Source organism: Myxococcus sp. AS-1-15 (genome assembly GCF_020037055.1).
GTDB lineage: Bacteria > Myxococcota > Myxococcia > Myxococcales > Myxococcaceae > Myxococcus > Myxococcus fulvus.
This window is the reverse complement of record NZ_JAIQDF010000013.1, coordinates 96,968-120,557: the sequence shown is the minus strand read 5'-3', so window position 1 is coordinate 120,557 and position 23,590 is coordinate 96,968. Positions and strand designations below refer to the sequence as shown.

General features: G+C 69.8%; 16 protein-coding genes and 1 other RNA gene. 5 read left to right on the top strand and 12 right to left on the bottom strand.

The genetic code is table 11. The features are described from left to right. Positions 1-16: 16 nt before the first annotated feature. Positions 17-6,070, top strand: a complete 6,054-nt coding sequence (locus tag K8625_RS30425) for an alpha-2-macroglobulin (protein WP_223784681.1) — start codon at positions 17-19, stop codon at positions 6,068-6,070. Positions 6,071-6,126: 56 nt separating this feature from the next. Beyond that, positions 6,127-7,521, top strand: a complete 1,395-nt coding sequence (locus K8625_RS30420) for a hypothetical protein (RefSeq protein ID WP_223784680.1) — start codon at positions 6,127-6,129, stop codon at positions 7,519-7,521. Positions 7,522-7,849: 328 nt separating this feature from the next. Here K8625_RS30420 and K8625_RS30415 read toward each other — a convergent pair whose 3' ends face one another. From K8625_RS30415 to ssrS, 5 genes are all read right to left on the bottom strand, one after another. Then, on the bottom strand, positions 7,850-8,986 hold the full coding sequence (locus K8625_RS30415; RefSeq protein WP_223784679.1) for an EndoU domain-containing protein: 1,137 nt from the start codon (positions 8,984-8,986) through the stop codon (positions 7,850-7,852). Positions 8,987-9,086: 100 nt separating this feature from the next. Continuing rightward, complete coding sequence (gene tyrS / locus K8625_RS30410) at positions 9,087-10,349, bottom strand: tyrosine--tRNA ligase (protein ID WP_223750057.1); 1,263 nt, start codon at positions 10,347-10,349, stop codon at positions 9,087-9,089. 59 nt (positions 10,350-10,408) lie between these two features. Beyond that, entirely contained in the window at positions 10,409-11,200 is a 792-nt protein-coding gene (locus K8625_RS30405; RefSeq protein WP_141322810.1) for a TIGR00282 family metallophosphoesterase, read from the bottom strand. Beyond that, a complete protein-coding gene (locus tag K8625_RS30400) occupies positions 11,197-11,823 on the bottom strand; it encodes a 5-formyltetrahydrofolate cyclo-ligase (RefSeq protein ID WP_141322811.1) in 627 nt (208 codons plus the stop codon). The genes K8625_RS30405 and K8625_RS30400 overlap by 4 nt, the downstream gene beginning before the upstream one ends. 19 nt (positions 11,824-11,842) lie before the next feature. Beyond that, positions 11,843-12,038, bottom strand: a non-coding RNA gene (gene ssrS / locus K8625_RS30395) — 6S RNA. 196 nt (positions 12,039-12,234) lie between these two features. On the opposite strand from ssrS, the gene K8625_RS44600 reads away from it, so the two are divergent. The 3 genes from K8625_RS44600 to K8625_RS30380 all read left to right on the top strand — a co-directional run bounded on the left by K8625_RS44600 (position 12,235) and on the right by K8625_RS30380 (position 14,450). Then, positions 12,235-13,167 (top strand): lipopolysaccharide assembly protein LapB, encoded by a 933-nt coding sequence (locus K8625_RS44600; protein WP_223750056.1) that lies wholly within the window; start codon positions 12,235-12,237, stop codon positions 13,165-13,167. Next, entirely contained in the window at positions 13,164-14,147 is a 984-nt protein-coding gene (locus tag K8625_RS30385) for a serine/threonine-protein kinase (RefSeq protein ID WP_223750055.1), read from the top strand. The genes K8625_RS44600 and K8625_RS30385 overlap by 4 nt, the downstream gene beginning before the upstream one ends. A 120-nt stretch (positions 14,148-14,267) precedes the next feature. After that, positions 14,268-14,450: a hypothetical protein gene (locus K8625_RS30380; protein ID WP_223750054.1), complete on the top strand. Its 183-nt coding sequence runs from the start codon at positions 14,268-14,270 to the stop codon at positions 14,448-14,450. A 36-nt stretch (positions 14,451-14,486) separates the two neighbouring features. Here the strand turns inward: K8625_RS30380 and K8625_RS30375 are convergent, their stop codons facing one another. From K8625_RS30375 to K8625_RS30345, 7 genes are all read right to left on the bottom strand, one after another. After that, positions 14,487-16,016 (bottom strand): right-handed parallel beta-helix repeat-containing protein, encoded by a 1,530-nt coding sequence (locus K8625_RS30375; RefSeq protein WP_223784678.1) that lies wholly within the window; start codon positions 16,014-16,016, stop codon positions 14,487-14,489. 178 nt (positions 16,017-16,194) lie between these two features. After that, positions 16,195-17,340 (bottom strand): cysteine desulfurase family protein, encoded by a 1,146-nt coding sequence (locus K8625_RS30370; protein ID WP_223784677.1) that lies wholly within the window; start codon positions 17,338-17,340, stop codon positions 16,195-16,197. Further along, positions 17,337-18,458 (bottom strand): bifunctional oligoribonuclease/PAP phosphatase NrnA, encoded by a 1,122-nt coding sequence (locus K8625_RS30365; RefSeq protein WP_223784676.1) that lies wholly within the window; start codon positions 18,456-18,458, stop codon positions 17,337-17,339. Before K8625_RS30365 ends, K8625_RS30370 begins: the two co-directional genes overlap by 4 nt. 219 nt (positions 18,459-18,677) lie before the next feature. Then, entirely contained in the window at positions 18,678-19,520 is an 843-nt protein-coding gene (locus tag K8625_RS30360; protein ID WP_141322818.1) for a Fic family protein, read from the bottom strand. A 114-nt stretch (positions 19,521-19,634) separates the two neighbouring features. Continuing rightward, on the bottom strand, positions 19,635-20,972 hold the full coding sequence (locus K8625_RS30355; RefSeq protein ID WP_141322819.1) for an AAA family ATPase: 1,338 nt from the start codon (positions 20,970-20,972) through the stop codon (positions 19,635-19,637). 151 nt (positions 20,973-21,123) lie between these two features. Next, complete coding sequence (locus K8625_RS30350; protein WP_223750050.1) at positions 21,124-22,071, bottom strand: branched-chain amino acid transaminase; 948 nt, start codon at positions 22,069-22,071, stop codon at positions 21,124-21,126. Positions 22,072-22,164: 93 nt separating this feature from the next. Beyond that, entirely contained in the window at positions 22,165-23,580 is a 1,416-nt protein-coding gene (locus tag K8625_RS30345) for a patatin-like phospholipase family protein (protein ID WP_223750049.1), read from the bottom strand. Positions 23,581-23,590: the final 10 nt, after the last annotated feature.

Sequence of the window (23,590 nt, the reverse complement as noted above, 5' to 3'; positions counted from 1 at the left end):
GTCTAGAGTGCCGACCATGCACCACACCCTTCGCACCTGGGCATCCACTGTCGCGCTGTTGTTCGTGTCCCTGCTGCTCTTCGCCCCGCCCGCGCTCGGCGCCGCGGCGGCGAAGGCGCCTCCCTCGTGGAAGGACATCGACGCGCTGGAGTCGAATCAGCAGTACGAGGCCGCCGCGAAGGGCGCGGAGGCCCGGCTCATCAAGGCGCGTGAAGGTCAGGACGAGGCCGAGTGGACGCGCGCGCTGCTCCGCACGGTGCGCCTGCGCAGGGCGCTGCACGGGTACGAGACGGCGGTGCGCTTCCTGCGCGAGGAGCCCTGGCCCAAGGGGCAGCTGTCTCGCGCCGCGCTGAACCTCTACTACGCCAACTCGCTCGTCACGTACGCGCGCGTCTACAGCTGGGAGGTCCGGCAGCGCGAGCAGGTGGCGTCCTCGGGGCCGGTGGACCTGAAGGCGTGGACGTACTCGCAGCTCATCACCGAGGCGCAGCGCGCGTACGAGGACCTCTGGAAGCAGCGGCAGGCGCTGGGCCAGGAGCCGGTGAAGGCGCTGTCCGAGTACCTGCAGCTGAACACGTACCCGGAAGGCATCCGGCCCACGCTGCGCGACGCCGTCACGTACCTGCGCGTGGAGCTGCTCGCCGACAGCACGCACTGGTTGCCCGAGCAGGCCAACGAGGTCTTCAAGCTGGACCTGCGCTCGCTGCTGGAGGGCACGCCGGTGGTGGACCTGACGGACCCGAACATCCACCCGCTGGTGAAGGTGGCCGCGGTGCTGGGGGATCTGGAGTCCTGGCACCGCGCGGGCGGACGGCGCGAGGCGGCGCTGGAGGCGCGGCTGCGTCGCTACGAGGTCCTGCATCAGCACATCACCGACGCGGAGGACCGCGCGCGCATCCGCGAGCACCTGACCGCGCACCTGGCGGGGTTCAAGGACGTGCCCTGGTGGTCCATGGGGCAGGGGCTCCTGGCGGAGCAGGAGAACGCGGCGGGCCACGCGGTGCGGGCGCACGCGCTCGGCAAGGCGGGCATGGCGGCGTTCCCCAAGTCGCTGGGCGCCTCGCGGTGCCGGACGCTGGTGGAGTCGCTGGAGGCGCCGGACTTCCGTGTCGTCTCCATGCAGTCGGACGGCGCGAACCGTCGCTCGGTGGAGGTCACGCACCGCAACGTGCCGGCGCTCCACTTCCGGGCGTACCCGCTGGATGTCGAGGCGCGGCTGAAGAAGATCGACGACTACAACCTGCTGCCGTACGGGGACGCGCTCCTGCGCCTCGTCCGGAGCACGAAGCCCGTGGCCACGTGGACCACGCAGCTGCCCGCCACGCCCGACTTCCAGCCGCACCGCACCTTCGTCACGCCGCCGCTGAAGGACGTGGGCACGTACGTCATCGTCGCGTCCGCGCGGGAGGACTTTCGTGAGAAGGGCAACCGCATCCAGGCGTCGTTCCTGTCGGTGACGCCGTGGGTGGCCATCACCCGCAACATCCGCGGCCGGGGCGTGGACGCGCGCATCGTGAAGGGCGACACGGGCGTCGCCGCGCCGGACGTGGCCGTGCGTCTGGTCCAGATGGACTACCGCCAGGGCCCGCGCACCGTGGCCCGGGCGAAGAGCAATGCCCAGGGCGAGGTGTCGTTCGACGCGCCCAAGGGCCAGAACTACCAGAGCTACATCGTGGTGCTGGGCGAGGGGAAGTCCGCGCTGATGCTGCTCAACGGGGTGAACTTCTATCCCTTCTCGGAGCCGCAGCAGGTCGTGTCGTCGCTCGTCTTCACGGACCGCAGCGTCTACCGGCCGCTGCAGAAGCTGCAGTGGAAGGTGGTGGCGTACAGCGGACAGACGAGCCAGTCGCGCTACGAGACGATGCCGCACACCTCGGTGAAGGTGCGGCTGATGGACCCGAACTACCAGGAGGTCGCGTCGAAGGAGGTCCGCACGAACGACTTCGGCTCGGCGGCGGGCGAGTTCACCATTCCCACGGGCCGGCTGCTGGGCGCGTGGCAGGTCCAGGTCGAGTCGGGTGGCAGCGCGGCGGTGCGCGTGGAGGAGTACAAGCGGCCGACCTTCGAGGTGACGCTGAAGGACCCGGACTCGCCGATGCGGCTCAACCGGCCGGCGACCTTCAAGGGCGAAGCGCGCTACTACTTCGGGCTGCCCGTGGCGTCCGGCACGGTGCGCTGGCGCGCGTACCGCGAGCCGGTGCTGCCCTGGTGGTGGTGGTACGACACGCGCTTCATCTCGCAGCAGCGGCAGCTGGTCGCCGCGGGCTCGTCGTCGGTGAAGGAGGACGGCGGCTTCGACATCACGTTCACGCCGGAGGCGGACGAGCGCTCCGCGAGCACGCCCGGGCTGACGTGGCGCTACCGCGTGGAGGCGGATGCCACCGACGAGGGCGGCGAGACGCGCTCGGCGGAGCGGGCGTTCCGCCTGGGCTTCGTCGCGGTGGAGGGCCGCGTGGAGACGGACACGGGCTTCCTCTCCCAGGGCGCGAAGTCGGAGGTGCGGCTGGTCCGCTCCACGCTGGACGGCGCGCCGCAGCCCGGTGAGGGACGCTGGCGCCTGGTGGCGCTCAAGCAGCCCGCGCAGCCGCTGCTGCCGGCGGACGAGCCGATTCCCACGCCGCCGAACCTGAAGGAAGACCCCGCCGCCGCGCCTTCGCCCACGCCGGGGGACGCGCTCCAGCCGCGCTGGGCGCAGGACTACAAGCCCGAGTCGGTGCTGGCCCGTTGGGCGGATGGCGCGGAGCGCGCCAAGGGCAGTGTCCAGCACGGTCAGGACGGCGTGGCCAAGGTGACGCTGCCCGCGCTCGAGGCGGGCGCCTATCGGCTGCACTACGAGACGAAGGATGCCTTCGGGCAGACCTTCACCGTGGCGCGCGAGCTGCTGGTGGCCGGAACGAAGTCGCCGGCCGAGCTCGCCGCGGCGCTGGTGGTGGAGCGGTCCTCGGTGCGCGTGGGCGAGAAGGCGCGGCTGCTGGCCACGTCCGGCTTCGAAGGACAGCCGCTGATGCTGGACCTGTACCAGGGAGACACGCGCATCCTGCGCAAGGCGCTGGTGGCGGGCGAGGGCGCGTCGGTGGTGGAGATTCCGGTGACGGAGGCGATGCGCGGCGGCTTCACCGCGGTGCTCGTGGCCGTGCGTGACTGGCAGTTCGTGCGCTTCACCGAGCACGTCTTCGTCCCGTGGGACAACAAGGAGCTGCAGCTGGAGTTCTCCACGTTCCGCGACAAGATCCGCCCCGGCGCGAAGGAGACCTGGCGCGTGACGGTGAAGGGCCCGAAGGGCGCGAAGGTGGAGGCGGGCGCCGCGGAGCTGCTCGCGTATATGTACGACCAGTCGCTGGACCTGTTCGCGCCGCACTCGCCGCCGAGCGCCTCCAGCCTCTATCCCAACCGCGCGACGGCGGTGGAGCTGGGGACCTCGCTGTCCATGTCGCATGCCCAGTGGCTGGTGTCACAGGGTTACGGAGAGTTCTCCTCGTGGACGCAGCCTTCGTCGGACCGGCTGCGGTTCGATGACGGCTACGGCGTGGGAGGACCCGGGCGTCGGCACCGGTCCTCGCGCATGAGCTTCGGGGGGGTCGCCAGTCCGTCCGCGGCGGCTCCGGAGATGGTCCGGAACGAGTCGAGGGTGATGCGCGAGCAGGATGCTCCGGGGGCTCCTCCTCCGCCGCCTCCTCCGGCGCCGCCGATGGAGCAGAAGGCGAAGGCCGAGAAGCCCAACCCGGGCGGCGGTCAGGCCGAGGCGCCGTCCAGCGGGCTGCGCTCCAACTTCGCGGAGACGGCGTTCTGGGTGCCGCACCTCATCACGGGCAACGACGGGTCCGCGTCGTTGGAGTTCACGGTGCCCGACTCGGTGACGGCCTGGAATGTCTGGGTCCACGGCCTCACGAGGGACTTGAAGGGGGGCTCGGCCCAGCGCACCACGCGCAGCATCAAGGAGCTGATGGTGCGGCCGTATGTGCCGCGCTTCCTGCGCGAGGGAGACCGCGCGGTGCTGGAGGTGGTGGTGAACAACGCCTCCGAGCAGCAGAAGCAGGGCACGCTCACGCTGGACATCGTCGACCCGGATACTCGCAAGAGCCTGCTGTCGGAGTTCGGCGTGAAGAACGCGTCGCAGGCCTTCACGGTGGCGGCGGGGCGGGGGACCAGCCTGCGCTTCCCGCTCACCACGCCGACGCGCGTGGGACAGGTGGCCTTCCGCGTGGAGGCCCGCTCCGGGGATTTGAGCGACGGAGAGCTGCGGCCCTTGCCCGTGCTTCCCGGCCGCGTGCACCTGGCGCAGTCGCGCTTCGTGACGCTCAAGGGACCGGGCTCGAAGACGATGCGCTTCGACGACTTGAAGAAGGGCGGAGATTCCACGCGGGTGAACGAGCAGCTCGTCGTCACGGTGGACACGCAGCTCTTCTACTCCGCGCTCCAGGCGCTGCCTTACCTGGTGGACTACCCCTACGAGTGCTCGGAGCAGACGCTCAACCGCTTCGTGTCCTCCGGCATCCTGGGCAGCCTCTACGACAAGTACCCGGCCGTCGCGAAGATGGCGAAGGAGATGAGCCAGCGGGAGACCCAGTTCGAGACCTGGGACGCGGTGGACCCGAACCGGAAGATGGCCCTGGAGGAGACGCCCTGGCTCGAGCTGGCCAAGGGCGGCCGCGAGGGCAACGCGGGCCTGGTGAAGGTGCTGGACCCGAAGGTGGCTCGGGCGGAGCGGGACTCGGCGATGGCGAAGCTGCGCAAGGCGCAGACGTCCAGCGGCGGCTTCCCCTGGTGGCCGGGTGGCCCGCCGTCGCCGTACATGACGCTCTACATCCTGCACGGCCTGTCGCGCGCCATGGAGTACGGCGTGGAGGTCCCGGCGGACATGACGAGCCGTGCCTGGGAGTACGTGGCCCGGCATTACCGCGAGGAGTACTCCGAGAAGCTGATGAAGAAGGGGGTGGGCTGGGAGTTCCTCACCTTCCTCAACTACGTGGCGTCCAACTATCCGAACGCGAGCTACACGGGCGACGCGCTGACCGAGGACGAGCGCAAGGCGATGCTCGCCTTCAGCTTCACGCACTGGAAGAAGCACTCGCCGTACCTGAAGGGCTACCTGGCCCTGACGCTCAAGCGCGCCGGGCGCAACCCGGACGCGCTGAAGGTCTGGGACAGCGTGATGGACTCGGCGAAGACGAGCGAGGAGCTGGGCACGTACTGGGCCCCCGAGGACCGCAGCTGGCTCTGGTACAACGACACCACGGAGACGCACGCCTTCGCGCTGCGCACGCTGACGGAGCTGCGGCCGAAGGATTCCCGACGCGAGGGACTGGTGCAGTGGCTGCTGCTCGACAAGAAGCTCAACCACTGGAAGTCCACGCGGGCCACGGCCGAGGCGCTCTACGCGCTGGTGAAGTACCTGGAGGCCGAGGGTGCGCTGGGAATCCGCGAGGACGCGAAGGTGACGGTGGGCCCGCGCGTGGTGCGGATGGAGTTCGCGCCGGACGCGTACACGGGGAAGAAGAACCAGGTCGTGGTGCCCGGGCCGGAGCTCCAGCCGGAGACCATGAGCAGCGTGGTGGTGGAGAAGACGACCCAGGGCTTCGCCTTCGCGTCGGCCACGTGGCACTTCTCCACGGAGAAGCTGCCGGACGAGGACCGGGGTGACTTCTTCCAGGTGTCGCGGCGCTACTTCCGTCGCGAGCGCGAGGGCAAGCAGGTGGTGCTCCAGTCGCTGAAGGAAGGGGCGATGATTGCCCCGGGTGACGAGGTGGAGGTGCAGCTGTCACTGCGCACCAAGCACGCGGCGGAGTACGTCCACCTGAGGGATCCGCGCGCGGCGGGCCTGGAGCCGGAGAACGCGCAGTCGCGGCACCGGTGGGACCTGGGCATCGTCTGGTACGAGGAGACGCGGGACTCGGGCTCGAACTTCTTCTTCGAGTGGCTGCCCGCGGGTGAATACACCTTCAAGTACCGGCTGCGCGCCAACATGGCGGGGACGTTCCGCGTGGGGCCCGCCACCGTGCAGTCCATGTACGCGCCGGAGTTCACCGCGTACTCGTCGGGAGCGGTGATCACGGTGGGGGCCGCGAAGTAGGCTCGCTCCAGGGCCCGGGCCGGGCGGGCCCGGGTCCCCTGGGAGCGAGTGTCGTCATGTCCTTGTCGCGCGGTCTGTGTCGGTCGGGTGGGTGGCTGCTGCTGTGTCTCGGTGTGGCGTGCTCCGACGGTGGTGCGGAGAGGCCCGCGCCCGAGTACCGGCTGTCTCCCGAGCGCGCCGCGCGACTGGAGGCCCTGAGGACGGAGATCCTCTCGGATACGTGCTACCAGGGGGAGGACACCCGCGGCTGTCCCCGCGTGACGGTGCCGTTCGCGCCGACGCGCGACTTCGCCATGAAGGACAGCACGGGCGAGGCGCTGCTCATCGTCGACGACTTCCCGACGTTGCCCGCGAGGGCGCTGCGCTATCGCAATCGACTCCTCGGGTACTACCGGGCGCTGGAGGGCGGTGACGTCGTCGCGGCGGACCCGGGGTGGCTGGTTCCCCCCAGGTTCCACGAGGCACTGACCACGTTCGCCACCGAGGACTTCATCCCGGCCGAGGCGTTGCGCGCGCTGGCGGAGCCGCTGCGGGCCCACTATCCCGAGCAGGGGCGACAGAGCGTGGGACACGGCAGCACGGTGTTCTCCCTGTTGGTGGAGGCCAATCCCCGGCAGCCCATCGTCGTGATGGACCATCCGGGCCTGTATGAACTGTCGCGCTCGGAGTTCTGCGAGCCCGCGGGTGAGCCGGGCGCCCTGGAGCGACTGAGGGGCAGGGCTCAGCGCGCGGCCACGGGGCTGCGGGGCGTCATCGAGCGACATGGCGTCCGCTTCGTGAACCTGAGCCTGGGCGAGACGGTCGACTCCCTGCGGCGCGCCTGGCCCCGGTACTGCTCGGGAGAGGCGCCGGGAGTGGAGGTCCTCCGCGCGAAGCTGGCCGCCTACGCCCCCATCGCGCAGGTGCTCTTCGCGACCCCCGGCGTCTTCACCGCGCAGGCGGCGATCGACGCCACGGACCCGCTGGATTACCCCTACGACTACCCGTCGGCGGAGTACCCGAACCGGCTTCGCGTGGGCTTCTTCACGGCGCTCGAGTCAGGACTCGATGAGTCGGGGCGAGGGGACACATCGAAGCTGGAAGGGTGGCCCTCGCGCGAGGACGTCGATGTATACGTGAACAGCGGCGTGCTCCCGACGCGCCCCTTCCCACACAACGCGACGCCGTGGCTCCAGGTGGACAGCTTCGGCGTGGACATCTTCCCCATCACCGCGGCGACGACGTCGTGGATGGCACCTCTGGCGCTGTCGCGCTTCATCCATGTCCGCTACGAGCGCTTCGCGGACAGGACGATGACCGACGAGCTCATCCAGCGCATCACCAAGTGGATGGTGCCCTCGGCCTGCGAGGACAGGACCGACCTGGTCTGCGTGTTCCAGGACCCGCTCGCGCACGGGCAGCTCGAGGTCACCCGGCTGGGCTACCGGCCACGCGAGTACGTCGCGCCCTGAGGGCACTGTCGGGGACGTCATCGACCTCGCGGCGGTGGCCGCCTGGTCCGTCCAGGCGCGAGCTTCCGCGTCCCTGAGAGGGGCCGTGGTGACCAGGGGACGTGCGACTGCTGAAGTGGCCCCATGAGGCGCGTGCCTGTCGAGGCAGTCCGCGAGCTGAGCGGCTACTCACCGCGGGAGGCGGCGTGGTCCGTGGGATGGCGGAGTGGCGCCATGAGGCACATCGTGTGCCTCTCGAGGTGGTCCGCGAACGGAGCGGCTCCTCGCCGCAGGCGGCGGCGTTGTCGGTGGGGGGGCGTGTGGCGAAGCCTTCGGTGCTGCCAAGCGGCTACTCGCCGCAGGTGGCGGCGTTGTCCGTGGGGTGCAGCGTCGCGATGCCGTAGGTGCCGTTGCGCGTGCCGCACCAGATCTGCCAGCGCGTGTTGCCCAGGTCCTTCGCGGCGTACACGCCACCTTCCTTCTTCGCCCCATCCCGAGCGCAGCAGCGCGCGAAGGCCCGCGTCCCGATCGACATCAGACCCACCGCGTCCTGCGAGTCGGTGAACCCGCCCACGCGCTTCTCGCCACAGGACCACGGGGCCACGCCCTGGAAGCGGATGAGGTACTGCTCCTTCGTCTTCGCGGAACCTCCGCGCACCGGGCCGCCGTAGCAGATGCGTCCCTCCGCCTCGAGCTGGGCGTAGCGCGGCAGGAAGTGCAGCCCGCCAATGGGACCGCGCTGCCAGTCGTCCCCACAGAACACGTGCGTGAAGGCGTTGCGCGGCCCCGTGCTCACCCACAGGCTCGTCAGCCAGTCGATGTTCGCCTGCCGGTTGCCAGGGCGCCCCGCCGCGGACAGCGCCGTCTGGAGCCGCGAGTCGTCGTAGTGCCGGGCGACGAAGCGCCGCACGTCCGCCGCGCTCACGCTCACGTCCGGCCGCGCGGGGCACAAATCCAACACCTCCCGGTCCATCGCCGACAGGGGAGGGGGCGTGGCGAACAGCGGCTCTCGCGAGCACGTCGTGGCGCAGCCCGTGGCCGGCTTCCACGACACGGCGGGCTTCGTCTCGGCGGCATACCGGGGAGCCTCGGCGCTCGGGGCGGTGACGACGACAGGCGCGCGGTTCTCCTCTTCACGCTCCGCCAGCTGCTTCTCGCGACTGCGTGCGCGCTCGGACGCATCCGCCCGGTCCGCCGCCGCCAGCGTGGCCGCGCTCGGCGCCGAAGGGGCCGCGGACTCCTCGGCGCCCTCGCACAGCACCCAGCCCTCGGCGGAGGGGCCCCGCAGCTTGCACCACGCCCGGGCAGGGCCGCCCTTCTTGAGCAACGGATACGTCTTCCCAGCCTCCACGGTGAAGACGACGCGGGAGGACTCGGGCTGCTCCACCGCGTCGACGGAGGACTCGGAGACGAACGCGCCCGGGCCCGCGAGGGCGGGGAGGGCGCTCAGCAGCAGACCGAGGCTCAGGGCGGCGGAAAGACGCATGGTGCGCGGGACTGTATCCCAATCCCACCCCGCCCCTCGACACGAGGGACGGGACGGGCCACTCCTCGGCCACCAGGGACGCACCACCCCCGGAGGGAATTCACGCCAGCTTGACGCGCGCCGCCTTCAGCTTGCCCACCTGGAGCGTGTACTCGCCGGCGGACAGCTCCGCCTTCGGGTCCGTGGCCTTCTCGCCGTTCACCCGCACGCCGCCCTGGGCCAGCATCTTCCGGCCCTCGGTCGAGGACGCCACCAGCTTCGCCTCGGCCAGCACCTTCGTCAGCGGCAGCGTCGGCGCGCCGCCCAGCGACACGTCCACCTGGGGCAGCGCGTCCGCGGACAGCTCCTTCTTCGCGAAGCGCTTCTCGAAGTCCTCCTCCGCCTTGCGGCCCGCCTCCTCGTCGTGGAAGCGCGCCGTCATCTCCCGGGCGAAGGCCACCTTCGCGGCCTTGGGGTGCACCTCGCCGCTGGCCACCTTGGCCTTCAGCTCGGTGACTTCCTTGAGCGTCTTCGACGAGAGCAGCTCGTAGTAGCGCCACATCAGGTCGTCGGTGATGCTCATCAGCTTGCCGAACATGGTGTCCGCCGGCTCGCTGACGCCCACGTAGTTGTCCAGGCTCTTGGACATCTTGTCGCCGACGATCTTCCCGTCGATGAGGCGGGCGCCCAGGCCCTCGAGGATGGGACCCGTCATGATGACCTGCGGGGCCATGCTCTCCTCGCGCATGAGCTGCCGGCCCACCAGCAGGTTGAAGAGCTGGTCCGTCGCGCCCAGCTCCACGTCCGACTTCAGCGCCACGGAGTCGTAGCCCTGCAGCAGCGGGTAGAGCAGCTCGTGGATGGCGATGGAGACGTTGTCCCGGTGGCGCTTCTTGAAGTCGTCGCGCTCCAGCATGCGCTGCAGCGAGTAGCGCGACGCCAGGCGGATCATCCCCTCGGTGCCGAGCTTGTCGAGCCACTCGGAGTTGAAGCGGACCGTCGTCTTGTCCGCGTCCAGCACCTTGAAGACCTGCTGCTTGTACGTCTCCGCGTTCGCCTTCACCTCGTCGCGGGTGAGCGCCGGGCGCGTGGCGTTGCGCCCCGTGGGGTCTCCAATCAGCGCCGTGAAGTCGCCGATGAGGAACACCACCGAGTGGCCGAAGTCCTGGAAGCGCCGCATGCGCGTGAGCAGCAGCGAGTGGCCCAGGTGCAGGTCCGGCCGGCTCGGGTCGAACCCCGCCTTGATGACCAGCGGCTTGCCCGAGTCATACGAATACTGGAGCTTCTTCTTCAGGTCCTCGGGCGAGTGGAGGTCCACCGTGCCGCGGGTGACTTCTTCGAACTGCTCCTCGGGGGTCGCCTTGCGCAGTGCGTCCTGATTCATGGCCGGCGGACCATAACCGAAACCCCCGCCCTGCACGCGAGCCTTCCGCTTCCGGAAGTTCAGGTACCCGGCAGGTGGACGCGCACGCGCTCGATGCTCCGGCCGCGGCCGGTGGCGTCGTCGATGTCCACCACCACGCCCTGCAGGTAGACGAGCCGCTCGGCCACTTCATAGGGCGCGTGCTTCTGCCCCAGGAACCGCGCCAGCGACTGCTCCTTCTTCATCCCGATGACGGAGTCGAGCGGGCCACACATGCCCACGTCGGTGATGAAGGCCGTGCCGCCGGGGAGGATGCGCTCGTCCGCCGTCTGCACGTGCGTGTGCGTGCCCACCACGACGGACACCCGCCCGTCCAGGTGCGCCCCCATGGCGTTCTTCTCGCTGGAGGCCTCGCAGTGCATGTCCACGAGGACGCACGGCGTGCGCGCCTTCAGCTCCTCCACCAACCCCAGCACCACCTCGAAGGGGTTGTCGTGGGGACGCATGAAGACGCGACCCTCCAGGTTGATGACCCCCAGCGCGCGCCCGTCCGGGAGCGTCACCAGGCCATGGCCCTTGCCCGGGGTGTCCTTGGGATAGTTGGCGGGCCGGAGCAGCTTGTCCGGCCGCGCCGTCACCCAGGGGATGATGGATTTCTTGGACCAGAAGTGGTTGCCGCTCGTGAGCAGGTCCACGCCCGCGGACAGCAGGGTGTCGGCCGTCTCCGGAGAGATGCCGGCACCCTGGTCGCTGTTCTCCGCGTTGGCGATGGTCACTTCGATGCCATGGGTGGCCTTCAGGCGTGGCAGGAGGGCGCGGACGGCTTGAAGCCCCGGACGACCCACCACGTCTCCCATGAAGAGGACCTTCACGTATCCAGGAACTCTGGCTCGCGATGCAGGCCGCGGTGGACCTCGGACTCGGTCACCACGAGGTCCATGTCCACGTCGTCACCCGTCGTGGGCAGCACCGACACGAGCTGCTCCTTGAAGGCCAGTCCCACGCGCCGGCTCCGGGGACTCGCCGCGCGCAGGGTGGCGTCGTAGTAGCCGCCTCCGCGCCCCAGCCGCTTGCCGTCCTCCGTGAAGCCCAGTCCCGGCACCACGAACAGGTCGATCTGCTCCACCGCGATGAGATCCGACGCGTTCGTCGGCTCCCTCACGCCCAGCCGCCCGGGCTCCAGCTCCAGCTCGGACTTGATGGCCCGGAAGGAGAGGATCCGCCCGTGCACATGGGAGAGCGGGTAGCAGACGATCTTCCCGTCCTGCAGCGCCGCCTTGAGGATGTCCTGCGTGGGGACCTCGCCCTTGATGGGGGCGTAGAGCGCCACGTACCGCGCCTTCTCGTAATACTTCGTCGCCAGGAATCGAGATTGGACCTTGAGACCCCGCGTATCGATGAGATCGGGCGTCATCGCCTTGCGGCGCGCCGTCAACTCATCCCGCAGCGTCTGCTTCCTCGCCGCCGCCGCCTCTTCCACCACCGTCTCGCTCACCGCCGCCGCTCCGCAGAAAAAGTCCCCCGCCGCATGGCCGTGTGCCCAGCGTCCATTGAACCCTCAAAAGCCAGGTGGGAACCGAAATCATGCCGCCGCAGGCTTCCCTCATCCCCCGTGAGGAGGGAGGGCTTGCACATGGCGACCGAAACGGACCCCGGAATGGACGTATCGGTTCGAATTTCTGCTGGGCATCACGCGCCCCGCAGGGGACAGCCCTTGAAACAAAGCTACAGTGCCACCAAGGTCCCGAAATTACAGCGAAAACTCGCGACCACCTTTTGAAATGATAAGGATGGGAAGCGGCGAGGTCAAGGCATCCTCGCGCGTTTACAAGGCGGGCGCAGGCCCCCTATGATGGCAGTCCCCCACACCCCGCACATGCCGCCCTCGCTTCTAAACAAGGGACTCGTGACGGCTCTTTCCGTCGCCTCCGGCCTCGCCTGGGCGGGACCGAAGCTCGCAGGCCCCTACCAGGGGGATACCTACGGGCAGGTGGACCTGCACATGGAAGGCGAGCGCCTGGTGGGCTTGTCCGCCGGGTCCGGAGGTGGCTGCAAGTTCGCCCCTGGCACGGAAGTCCTGTCCGGAGAGTTCCAGGGCAACGTCCTGGTGGCCACGGTGCAGCTCTGCCTGGAGGGCCCCCCGCCGGACTGCGTGGGGGTGAGGCCCTTCACGGCGCTGGCCGTCTACAACCCCAACTCGCTGGTGCTCAGCGCGCACTTCCGGCTGCCGCCCAAGTGTCACTCGCCCGGGTTGAAGGACTCGGTGCTGACGCTGCGCGGAGTCCGGGGGGCGGAGCCGGTGGAGCGCGAGGAGGAGGTGCCCGCCGCGCCCCCCGATGCGGTGGAGGCGTCCCTGGCGCCGGCGAAGGAGGCCTCGGCGGCGCGGCCCCAGCCCCTGGGGACCCGGCCGGTGGAGCTGGGGCAGAACCTGCTGGCGAACGGCAAGTGGGACATGGCCCGGGCGCGCTTCGAGGCGGCGCTGGCCGAGGACAACAAGGACATCGACGCGCTGGTGGGCATGGCCGCCAGCAACCTGGGCTCGGGCAACGCCGTCCGGGCGGTGGAGTACCTGGAGCGGATCCGCCCGGTGCCGCCGTCGCGGCCGGACGTCTACGCGTGGCAGGCGTACGCGGCGGAGCAGCAGGGCTTCAAGGGGCGCGTGGTGCCGCTGCTGCGCCGGGCGCTGGAGCTGAACTGGGCGCCGGAGAGTCCGAAGCCCTGGGAGGCGGTGCTGGTGCGGGCGCTCGCCGCGGACATCGAGCAGGTGCAGAAGACGGTGAAGAATCGCAAGCGCGCGCCGGGCCGCGAGTCGGCGGGAGCCGGAAGCTCGAGCCCGTGAGCCAGACGCCTTCGCCTCCGAAAGCCCAGCGGGTCTTCGGCCCCTATGAAATCCTCTCCGTGCTCGGCAAGGGCGGCATGGCGGAGGTGTACCGCGCGCGGGTGCTGTCGGGCCCGCGCGAGGGGTGGACCGTCGCGCTCAAGCGACTCTTGCCGGCGCTGACGGCGGACCCGGACTCGGTGACGTTGTTCTCGCGCGAGGCGCAGCTGTCCAAGCAGCTGCACCACCCGAACATCGTGACGGTGTTGGATGCCGGTGAGCTGGAGGGCATCTACTTCATCGTCATGGAGCTGGTGGACGGGCGGGACCTGGGGCAGATCCTCCGCCGCTGCAAGGTGCGAGGCATCCCCCTGCCGCTCGACTTCGCGGTGTACCTGGGCAAGGTGCTGCTGGAGGCGCTGGCGTACGCGCACTCCGCCACCGGCGCGCAGGGCGAGCCGCTGGGCATCGTCCACTGCGACGTGTCCCCGTCGAACCTGTTCATCTCCCGCGTGGGGGAGATCAAGCTGGGGGACTTCGGCGTCTCGCGCGTGCTCGTGGACGGCAAGCTCCAGGAGGGGGAGGTGCTGGGCAAGCCGTACTACCTCTCCCCGGAGTCGCTCCTGGGCGAGGTGAGCCCGGAGGCGGACCTGTGGGCGGCGACGGTGGTGCTCTACGAGCTGCTCACCCTGGAGCGCCCCTTCACGGGCGCCACGCCGGACGAGGTCTTCCAGGCCATCCGCTCCCGCGCGTACCGGCCGCTGCGCGAGCTGCGTCCGGAGGTTCCCGAGGCGCTCGAGGACGTCGTGCGGCGCGCCTTCTCCGAGCGCCCCGAGGACCGGTTCACCACGGCGGAGTCCTTCGCCCAGGCGCTCGCGCCGCATTACGACGAGCGCGTGGGGACGCCGCTGGCCATCGCCGCGGTGGTGCGCGGGCTGTTCGGCGCCAGCGACATCATGCCCGCGGTGGTGGTGCCCCCGCCTTCCTCGGGCACGGAGTAGGGGAGCGGCCACGCGCCCCGCTGTCGCCTCGGCGCTGGCAGTCCCACGAGGGCGCGGGGATGACGAACCTCCTCGCATGCCGCGCCAAGGTGCGCGCGGCGCCCCCTCGCGAGGACCGCCATGGCCACCCAGAAGCCCCCGCCGCCGAAGCCCGAAGAGTCCGCCCCCGAGCGCAAGACGCGTGAGGAGCAGCCCGAGCGGCTGCCCGCCCGGCCCGAGGAGCCTCGCGAGGACGGGATGCCGGGCTACGGCCAGCCGGACGAAGAGGTGCGCGAGAAGTCGCTGCCCGATCAACCGTGGTAGCGCCCAGGCGCCGCTCACCGCGCCGCGGGCGACGTGTCACTCCTCGCCGACCATGGGCGGTGATTGCCCATCGTCGGGCTCGGCGGTGATGAGCGAGGAGCCCTGTTCCAGGTTGAAGGGGGCCAGCCGGTTCTGCCAGGTGGTGAAGGTGCCGATGGAGAGGAGTCCGAAGGCGCTGAACTTGCCGTCCGCCCCCTCGTAGCGATTGCGGTCCATCCGCAGTCCGGGGCGGGCGGTGTCGCGTCCCAGCTTCACGAAGCTCGTCATGTCGCGCAGCGTGTTGCCGTAGACCTGCAGGTCCGTGACGACGAGCGGCTCGTCCGCGGCGAGCCGCAGCCCCGAGTCCTCCGTCCGCTCGATGATGTTGTCGAGCACCCGCACCCGGTGCGCCCGCACGATGCGGATGCCCTGGCCATTGGCCCGGTTCGCGAAGTTGAAGATGTCCGTCACCACGTTGCCCTTCACCAGCACGTCGACGGGATTGTCCACGGGGGAGAGGCCGCCGATGGAGATGCCCCTCCCCGCCAGGAAGATGGCGTTGCCGATGATGCGGATGTTCGTGGCGTCCTCGTGCACCAGCACCGCCTCCGCCGCCGACGTCGTCGCCTGCCACGGGAAGCGCTCCAGGTTCGGGAAGCGGAAGAACACGTTGCCCTGGATGGCCAGGTCGTCACACGCCTTCACGTCGATGCCGTTCTCCCCGCAGTCGTGCATCTGGTTCCCCTCGATGAAGAGCGCGGAGGGGCGGCCCTCGTTGGGCTGGCACTGCACGGCGTCTCCCGAGGCGTCATGCAAATCGTTCCCCACGATGAAGACCTCGCGCGACGCCCCCTTCACCACGACGGCGTGGGAGTCCTGACCCCATCGCGAGAAGTCATGCACCTTGTTGCCGGAGATGAGCAGCCGTGAGGCGTCGCTGACGACCACGCCACCTCCCGCGCGCCCGCCGTGGAGCAGCGAATCGGTGAGCTGCGTGCACGTGGTGTCGTTCTCGAACAACGCCGCGAACGAGGGCCGCTCGCGCACGTCGACCTCGACGAACTCGACCACCCAATAGGGCTGGCTCAGCATCACCAGGCTGCCCACGTCGGTGGCGGAGGGGACGATGATGGGGCGCGCGGCGCGCTCACCTCGCAGCACGATGGGCGCGGAGGCCGTGCCGGCGCGCGCCTTCAGCGGCGTGATGGCGACCTGCTCCGGATAGATGCCCGCGTGGACCTGGATGATGTTCCCTGGCTGTGCCTCCCTCACCGCCGCCATGATGGTGGTGAAGGGATTGGCGCGAGAGCCGAGCGGCGCCTCGGCATCCCGAGGTCCCAGGTTCGCGACGTGGAGCGTGGCGCCGAGCGCCGCCTCCGGCCCCGGGCAGCGATCTCTAAAAGCACTCGCGGCCTCGAGCGGCATCGCGTCCTCGTCCCACAGCGGCGTCGGCGCGCTCGCGGCCCCCGTGACGTCCTCCGTCGGCGAGGCGTCCTCCTGTCCCGAGCCCGGCGCGCACGCGAGCGCGAGCGCACCCGCGAGCACCGCGAGTCGATGCGTCAGCCACTGCTTCCCCCCTGAGCCCATCCCCATGTGTTCCCCCCGTGCATCGGCAGCGGAAAGAATGGTTTCCACCGGAGCGGGCATGTTCAAGGACCATGCACCCCAGGGGGGATGGGGCATTCAACGCCGGATGCTCGCGCTCGTGATGGGCGGCCGCGTCAATCGCGCCTTGCACTTGCAAGCACGCCGGGCCACGCCGGCCTCAGCCCGCGAGCGCCCTGACGGTGGGGACATGACGACGCAGGGCGTCGACGACCTGTCGCACGTCCTCCTCGCGTGTCTCGGAGCCCAGGCTGAAGCGCAGGCTGCCTCGGGCCTCGGCCGCCGACAGGCCCATGGCCCGGAGCACATGCGAGGGCGTCAGCGTTCCGGAGGCACACGCGGCGCCCATCGACACGCAGATGCCCTCGAGGTCCAACGCGATGAGCAGCGCCTCGCCCTCGACCCCCTCGAAGCGCAGGTTGCTGGTGTTGGGCACGCGCGGCGCGCCCGCGCCATTGACCACCACGCCCGGCACCTGCGCGAGCACCGCCTGCTCGAAGGCGTCTCTCAGCGCGCCGACGCGCGAGGCCACCTGGGGCTGCTCGCTCGCGGCAAGCTCCAGCGCGAGCGCGAGGGCTTCCGCATGCGGGATGTTCTGCGTCCCTCCACGCCGGCCCCCCTCCTGGTGTCCCGGCGTGAGGGCCCGCACGTCCACGCCCTTGCGCACCACCAGCACGCCGACCCCCGAGGGGCCGCCGAACTTGTGCGCGGACAGGGACAGGAGGTCCGCGACCACCTCGCGCAACGACAGCGGCACCTTGCCCGCCGCCTGCACCGCGTCCGTGTGGAAGAGCACGCCCTGCTTGCGACACGCGCGCGAGAGCTCCGCCGCGGGCTGCACCACGCCCGTCTCGTTGTTGGCCCACATCAGCGAGCACAGCGCGGTGTCCGGCGTCAGCGCCGCGAGCAGGTCCTCCTCACGCACCCGCCCGTCCGCGCCCGGCGCCACCCGCACCACCTGCGCGCCCTCTTGCTCCAGCCGCGCCACCGCGCCGAGCAGGGCGGGGTGCTCCACCGAGGACGTCACCACGCGGCGGTGCTCCGCCACGGGGCGCGCGTGGAAGGCGCCCACCAGCGCGAGCGCGTCCGCCTCGCTGCCGGAGGCGGTGAAGCAGACTTCCTTCGGCTCGCAGCCCAGCACCCGCGCCACCCGGGCCCGGGCGGCATCCAGCCTGGCGCGGGCCTCGCGTCCGGCCGCGTGCACGCTGGACGCGTTGCCGTGGCCCCCTTGCAGAAAGGCACGCGCGAGCAGCGAGGCCACCTCCGCGCGCACGGGCGCGGCGGCGTTGTGGTCCCAGTAGATCACGAGTCCTGCGCGGACAGCAGCGACACGGGCCGCTCGTCGGCGACGCCGAAGGCATCGAGGAAGCGGTTCACCAGCTCGCGCTTGAGCGCCTTGCGCTGCGCCGCCTTGCCCGACAACGGCAGCCGCGCGCCCGCCATGCTGCCGTGGCCGCCGGACGAGCCGCCGTAGTCCTCGAAGATCTCCCGGATGAGCCGGCCCGCGTTCATCCGCCGGTCCTTCACGCGCAGGCTGAAGTAGAGCTGGTTTCGGTACGTGCCGAAGGCCAGCGACCACTTGGTGCCCTCGAGGAACATCAGCCGCTCGGCGACCTCGGCCACCATGTCCGGGGAGTAGACCTCCTCCAGGTCGGTGACGATGGCGGTGCCGTACACCTTCGCCCGCTCGAAGGCCGTGTGGTACAGCTGGAAGTAGCGCGCCGGCAGCTCCGGGTGCTCGATCTGCGCGAGCATCGACTTGTCCATGCGCGGGAACAGCCACAGGTAGCTGTCGATGTCCGTCTGAGTCGTCTCGCGGCCCAGGTCGCGCGTGTCCGCCTTGATGCCGTAGAACAGCGCGGTGGCCACCTCCACCGAGGGCTCCACGCGCGCGGCGCGCAGGTACTCCACCAGCATGGTGGACGTGGCGCCGAAGTCGCCGCCCACGTCCGCGAACGGCGAGGCCAGGCTCTCCTCACGCAGCGGATGGTGGTCCACCACCAGGTGCGCCTCCATGCGCGCGGGCAGCGAGTGGTTGCCCACCTTGGGCTGCGTGTCCACCAGCCCGAAGAGGTCGTACTCGTCGAAGTCCAGCTGCGACACGTGCGAGACGGGCAGCCGCAGCACCTTCACGAAGGCGATGTTCTCCGCCCGGCCGATGATGCCCCCGTAGCCCACCTGGGCCTCCAGGTTCGCCCGGCGCTCGAGCAGTTGGGCGAGCGCCACCGCGGCGGCCAGCGAGTCCGGATCCGGGTTGTCGTGGGTGAGGATGAGCGCCTTGCGATGGCCCTTGGCCACCTCGAGCAGCCGCTCCAGCTTGTCCCGCGCCGACAGCAGGGCCAGTCGCGGTGGCGGAGGCTCCGTCAGCTCGCCCCCCGAGGCTCCCTGGGCACGGCGGCTGTTGAAGGACTGTGTCACGGGCATGGAGTGGTCTTCTTTACTTCCTCCGGCTCCCGGTTTCGAGGGGCCGGCGGGTGCGGGGTGTCTGCCGCACACCAAAGTTGCAGATGCCCCGGCCGACGTTCACGCGGGGGCGGAAGACCGGGTGCCCGGACGCCTTCCTGCCCCGGGTGCGGAGGCCCGCCCTTCCGGCGGCGGGCCTTGCCGGCCGGAGGGGGCCTGGTCTTCCTGGCGGGAGGGGACCTAGTTGTTGATGGCCTTGTACTTGCGGCCCAGGTCCCGGAAGTACTTCACGCCGTTGTCGAGCGAGTTCTCCATCGCGTCCATCAGCACCGTGCGGAACTGCGCCGCCGGGCCGCGGAAGCACTCGTAATAGCGCTGCCGATCGATGGAGTGGATGACCGCGGGCATGTAGTTGTTGCGCAACAGGATGAGGTTGCTGCACATGCGCCCCACCTTCCCGCTGTGCTCGGTGAAGGGGAAGATCTGCAGGAACATGTGCTGCACCGTGGCGGCCTGCTTGATGGGGTGGAACTCGCGGAACTCCGCGCTGGCCGTGTAGTCCACCAGCTTCTCCAGCGCGGGCTGGATCTTCGCGGGCTGGTGGATGTCGTGGAAGTACGTGCGGTGCAGCGGCATGTCCTTGCGCAGCCCCGAGCGCTCACGCTCCTTGGCGAGCTCCTTCTCGGTGCGCTCCCGTCGCTCCATGCGCGCGCGCTCGGCCAGCGCCTCGGGGGTGTTCCCGAGGAAGAGGTCGTGCATCCGCTTGATGGTGGTGAGGGTGATCTGCGCCTGCTTCTTGGCGCCCGCGGCTTCCTCGCGGATGAAGTCGCAGACGGCCTTGTGGTTGCGGATCTCGAGCACCACCGGAATCATCGAGGCCTCGGCGCTCGCGCGTTGCGGATACAGCGCGGCCTTCAGCTCCTGGTGGGTGTAGACCACGCCTTCCAACGCGGCGTCGTGGTAGATCCACGACATCTCGAACTGCTCGAGGAAGTCACGCGCCTGCTGCTTGTCCTTGAAGATCTCGAGGTAATCGCGCAGCGCCTCGTTCTTCTCGTCGATGTCCTGGTAGCGTTCCTTCACGGACTGCGGCTCCTTCTTGCGCCGAGCCACCCAAGAGTGGCCATAGCGTGCGGCCGAGCGATACAACGGCATGCGGATTCTAGAAATTCCGCACGGTTGTAACAACGAATTCCGTTAGAGATTGACGAGGAAGACCTCGCACGCCTGGTCGAGCAGGTCCTTGGAGAGGGCGGGCGGGATCTGCCGGTAGCGCGCCGCGTCCTTGATGAGTCCCACCAGGTCCCGGGGGTGACAGGCGCGCAGCTGCATGGTCCGCGGCTTGTAGTAGTGCTCGATGAGGTACGTGACGGCCTGGTCCACATAGGGGATTCCCGCCGCCTCGCACACCCGGCGGAAGATCTCCCGGTAGGACTCCTCGTCCGGATTCGTCACTTCAATCTTGTACTTGATGCGCCGCAGGAAGGCCTCGTCCACCAGCTCCTTCGGATCAAGGTTCGTTGAAAACACGAGAAGCTGATCAAACGGGATTTCAAACTTCTTCCCGGTATGCAGGGTAAGGAAGTCGACGCGCTTCTCGAGGGGGACGATCCACCGGTTGAGCAGGTCCGTGGGGTGGACCTTCTGGCGGCCGAAGTCGTCGATGAGGAGCATGCCGCCGTTGGCCTTCACCTGGAACGGGGCCTCGTAGAAGCGGGTGCTCTCCGAGTAGATGAGGTCGAGGGTCTCCAGCGTGAGCTCGCCGCCGACGACGACGGCGGGTCTGCGGCAGAGCATCCACCGGTTGTCCATCTCGAAGGTCTGCCGGCGGCCGGAGGTGTCGCGGCCCAGCTCCAGCGGGACGGGGGTGTGGATGAGGTGGTCATGCACCTGGATGATCTGATTGCCGATCTCCAGGCAGTGCGGGACGTACACCTCGCCGCCGAACATGTGGGAGACGGCCTCGGCCAGGCTCGTCTTGCCGTTGCCGGGCGGGCCGTAGAGGAAGAGCGAGCGGCCGGAGTTCACCGCCGGGCCCAGCTTGTCCATCAGCTCCGCGGGCACGGTGAGGTGGCTGAGCGCCATCACCAGCTCCTCCTGGCTGACGACGGGCGTCTCCTCGGTCTGGCTGGTGATGAGCGCGTTGTACTGCTCGATGGGGACGGGGGCGGGGCCCACGTAGGTGGTGCGGGTGAGCGCGTCGCGCGCGTACTCGCGGCCCTTCTCCGTGAGGATGAACTCCACCGAGGCGCGGCCGAAGCCCTTGCCACCCCGCAGGTCCACCAGCTTCTCCGTGGCGAGGAAATCCACCACGTGCTCGATGACGCCCGGCCACGGCAGCCGCATCTCGTCGGCGATGCCCATGCCGGTGCCCGTACCGGAGTAGTAGAGGAACTTGAGCGCGATGTCCGCGAGCAGGCCCATCTTGAGCCCCGTCTCCTCCACCGTCTTCGGCTCGGCCGGGGCGATGTCCAGGATGGACGGGTTCTCTAGCTTGAATGGATTGTCGTCGTATGCGGGGCCGGCGGGTGCCATCGGGGCCTTTCTAGCCCAATCCGGTGGGTGGAGGGCAGGCGACGATGGGGGGGAGGGTCTTCCGTCACCGGGGCGTCGGGGCCCTCGGGTGGAGGAAGGGACGTCGGGCTCCCGGGCCGTCAGGGGCGCCGGGAGCCGGACGGGTGGAGCGTCAGACGTAGGTGAGCCACTCGGCGTAGCGCGGCTCCTGGCCCCGGACGGTGCGGAAGTACGTCTCCTGCACGAAGGTGCCGATGGGGCCGGGCTTGCCGGTGCCGACCATGCGGTCGTCCACCTCGCGCACCGGGGTGATTTCCGCGGCGGTGCCCGTGAAGAAGATCTCGTTGCAGATGTAGAGCGCGTCGCGGGTGAAGGTGACCTCGTCCACCTCGCGGCCGCTGTCGCGCAAGATCTTCAGCACGGTGTCGCGGGTGATGCCGTCGAGGATGGGCGAGGACAGGGGCGGCGTCTTGATGACGCCCTTCTTGTTCACCATGAAGATGTTCTCGCCGGACGCCTCGGCCACGAAGCCGCTGATGTCCAGGAGGATGGCCTCGTCATAGCCGCCGAGCACCGCCTCGCGCTTGGCGAGGATGGAGTTGACGTACTGGCCCGAGATCTTGCCGCGCACCATGTTCACGTTGACGTGCATGCGGGTGAAGGAGCTCACCTTGGCGCGGATGCCCTCGCGGATGCCCTTGTCGCCCAGGTACGCGCCCCAATCCCACGCCGTCACGGCGACGCGGGTGGGGTTGACGGCGCCCAGGCCCATGGCGCCGTCGCCCATGAAGGCCACCGGCCGCAGGTACGCGCCGTTGGCGAACAGGTCCTTCTGCTTGCGCAGCACGTCCAGGCACGCCTCGACCAGCTCGTCCTCGGAGTACGGAATCTTCAGCATGATGATGTGCGCCGAGTCGAGCAGCCGGCGGATGTGCTCACGCAGGCGGAACACCGCCAGGCGGCCATCATGCGTGCGGTACGCGCGGATGCCCTCGAACGCGCCCAGCCCATAGTGGAGGGCGTGCGTCATCACATGGACATGGCCCTCGTCCCATTTCACCAATCTGCCGTCGAGCCAGATCTGGTCGGCACGCAATACGCTGGTCGAGGTGGAGCTCATGCGGGGGTTCCTTCGCCCTGAAAAGTGGAACTGCCCCGCCCTTCTAGCCACCACACGCTATGAGGTCAAAGCGTGAAAGCCGTTCCCCGGAATTCAGAGCACGGCGGGCAAGGGGGTCAGCATGCGGCGGAGCCACGGCAGGTCGTCCGCCATGGCCTTGCGGCCGAAGTGGAGGGCCTTGGAGGCGAGCTCCACGGAGGGCACGACGTCGAGCGGTGAGAGCGTGCGAGGGAAGCGCTTGATGTGATGCGCGTAGGGCAGGTTGGGCGCCACCGTCATCGCCGCGAGCCGCTGCAGGGGCAGCCAGAAGGGCGTGGCGAGGCGGGGCGCGAAGCCGTCCAGCGCGAGGATGAAGGTGTTGCGCGTGCCGATGCGCCCCTTGGCCACGGCCTTCCAGGCGGCCTTGGCGGGGAGGTTGTCGACGAGGCCTCCGTCGATGAAGCGCGCGATGCCGTGGTGCGCCATCAGCCCGTCGAGCAGCGAGTGCATGCGCGGGTCCTCGCGCAGCACGTCGTAGTGGATGACGCCGGGCAGGGCGGAGGAGAAGCCCGCGGCGTCGAGCGCGTCGAACTCGCCGCTCGCGTCGTCGGCGCCCAGGTGCAGGCGCATCGTGATTTCGGGGCGCGTGAAGAGCTCGGCCATGGCGCCCATGGCGGCCTGGATGCGGCGCGCGACCCCCACGGGGTCGAGCAGCCCCAGGGGGCTGGTGCCGAGCAGGCGCTCGTAATACTCGAGCGGCCTGGGGAGCATGCCCCGACGGATGCCGCCCACGGCGATGAGCGTGGGGACGGGGAGGTCCTTGAGCCGCATGCCGCTGCCCTCGGGGCCCGCGCCGAAGAAGCGGCCCAGGCCCGCGCGCAGGAACAGCCGCAGCGCGGCGGGCAGGCCGTAGCGGCTCTCCGTGGAGATGAAGCGGAAGAGCTTCCGGAAGGACAGGCCCCGGACGATGTTGATCATCTCCGTGGGGTCGAAGCGCGCCATGCGCGAGCGCATCAGCGCGAGCACCGCGCCCATCGACGCGCCCGCGAGCAGCCGGGGCTCCAGCGCGTGCTCGGCCAGCAGGCTCATCACGCCCAGGTACACGAAGGCGGTGCCGCCTCCGCCGCCCGTCACCATGACGAGCTCCTTGTGCCGCAGCTCCCGGTCCAGCGCCTCGGGCGGTACACGTCCCCGCAGTCGCGCGAGGACTCCATCGCGCGCGCGGGCCGCGTGCTCGCGCAAGTCCCTCACGTGCGGCACCAGCCTGTCCCTCGTGGGAGGCCTCGCGCCGTTCAGCACCGGGCCGAGCCGCCGCTCCACCTCCTCACGGAAAGGGGTGAGCTGCGCGCCCACGCCCACGTCGAGGCCGCCGTGCTGGACCTTGTAGAGCTTCGCGAGCGACAGCGCGGTGCGCAGCACGGCCTCCTCGCGCGCGTCGAGCAGGCCGGGGCCGTCCACGCACGCGCGCACGAGCGTCAGCTCCTGCTGCTCGAGCGGGCGGTTGATCTGGAAGCGTTCCTTCAGGAGCACGAGCGGCCAG

Coding starts and splice junctions, on each gene's coding strand:
- K8625_RS30425 (WP_223784681.1), top strand. CDS start 17: ATGCACCACACCCTTCGCACCTGGGCATCCACTGTCGCGCTGTTGTTC.
- K8625_RS30420 (WP_223784680.1), top strand. CDS start 6,127: ATGTCCTTGTCGCGCGGTCTGTGTCGGTCGGGTGGGTGGCTGCTGCTG.
- K8625_RS30415 (WP_223784679.1), bottom strand. CDS start 8,986: ATGCGTCTTTCCGCCGCCCTGAGCCTCGGTCTGCTGCTGAGCGCCCTC.
- tyrS (WP_223750057.1), bottom strand. CDS start 10,349: ATGAATCAGGACGCACTGCGCAAGGCGACCCCCGAGGAGCAGTTCGAA.
- K8625_RS30380 (WP_223750054.1), top strand. CDS start 14,268: ATGGCCACCCAGAAGCCCCCGCCGCCGAAGCCCGAAGAGTCCGCCCCC.
- K8625_RS30375 (WP_223784678.1), bottom strand. CDS start 16,016: ATGGGCTCAGGGGGGAAGCAGTGGCTGACGCATCGACTCGCGGTGCTC.
- K8625_RS30365 (WP_223784676.1), bottom strand. CDS start 18,458: ATGCCCGTGACACAGTCCTTCAACAGCCGCCGTGCCCAGGGAGCCTCG.
- K8625_RS30355 (WP_141322819.1), bottom strand. CDS start 20,972: ATGGCACCCGCCGGCCCCGCATACGACGACAATCCATTCAAGCTAGAG.
- K8625_RS30350 (WP_223750050.1), bottom strand. CDS start 22,071: ATGAGCTCCACCTCGACCAGCGTATTGCGTGCCGACCAGATCTGGCTC.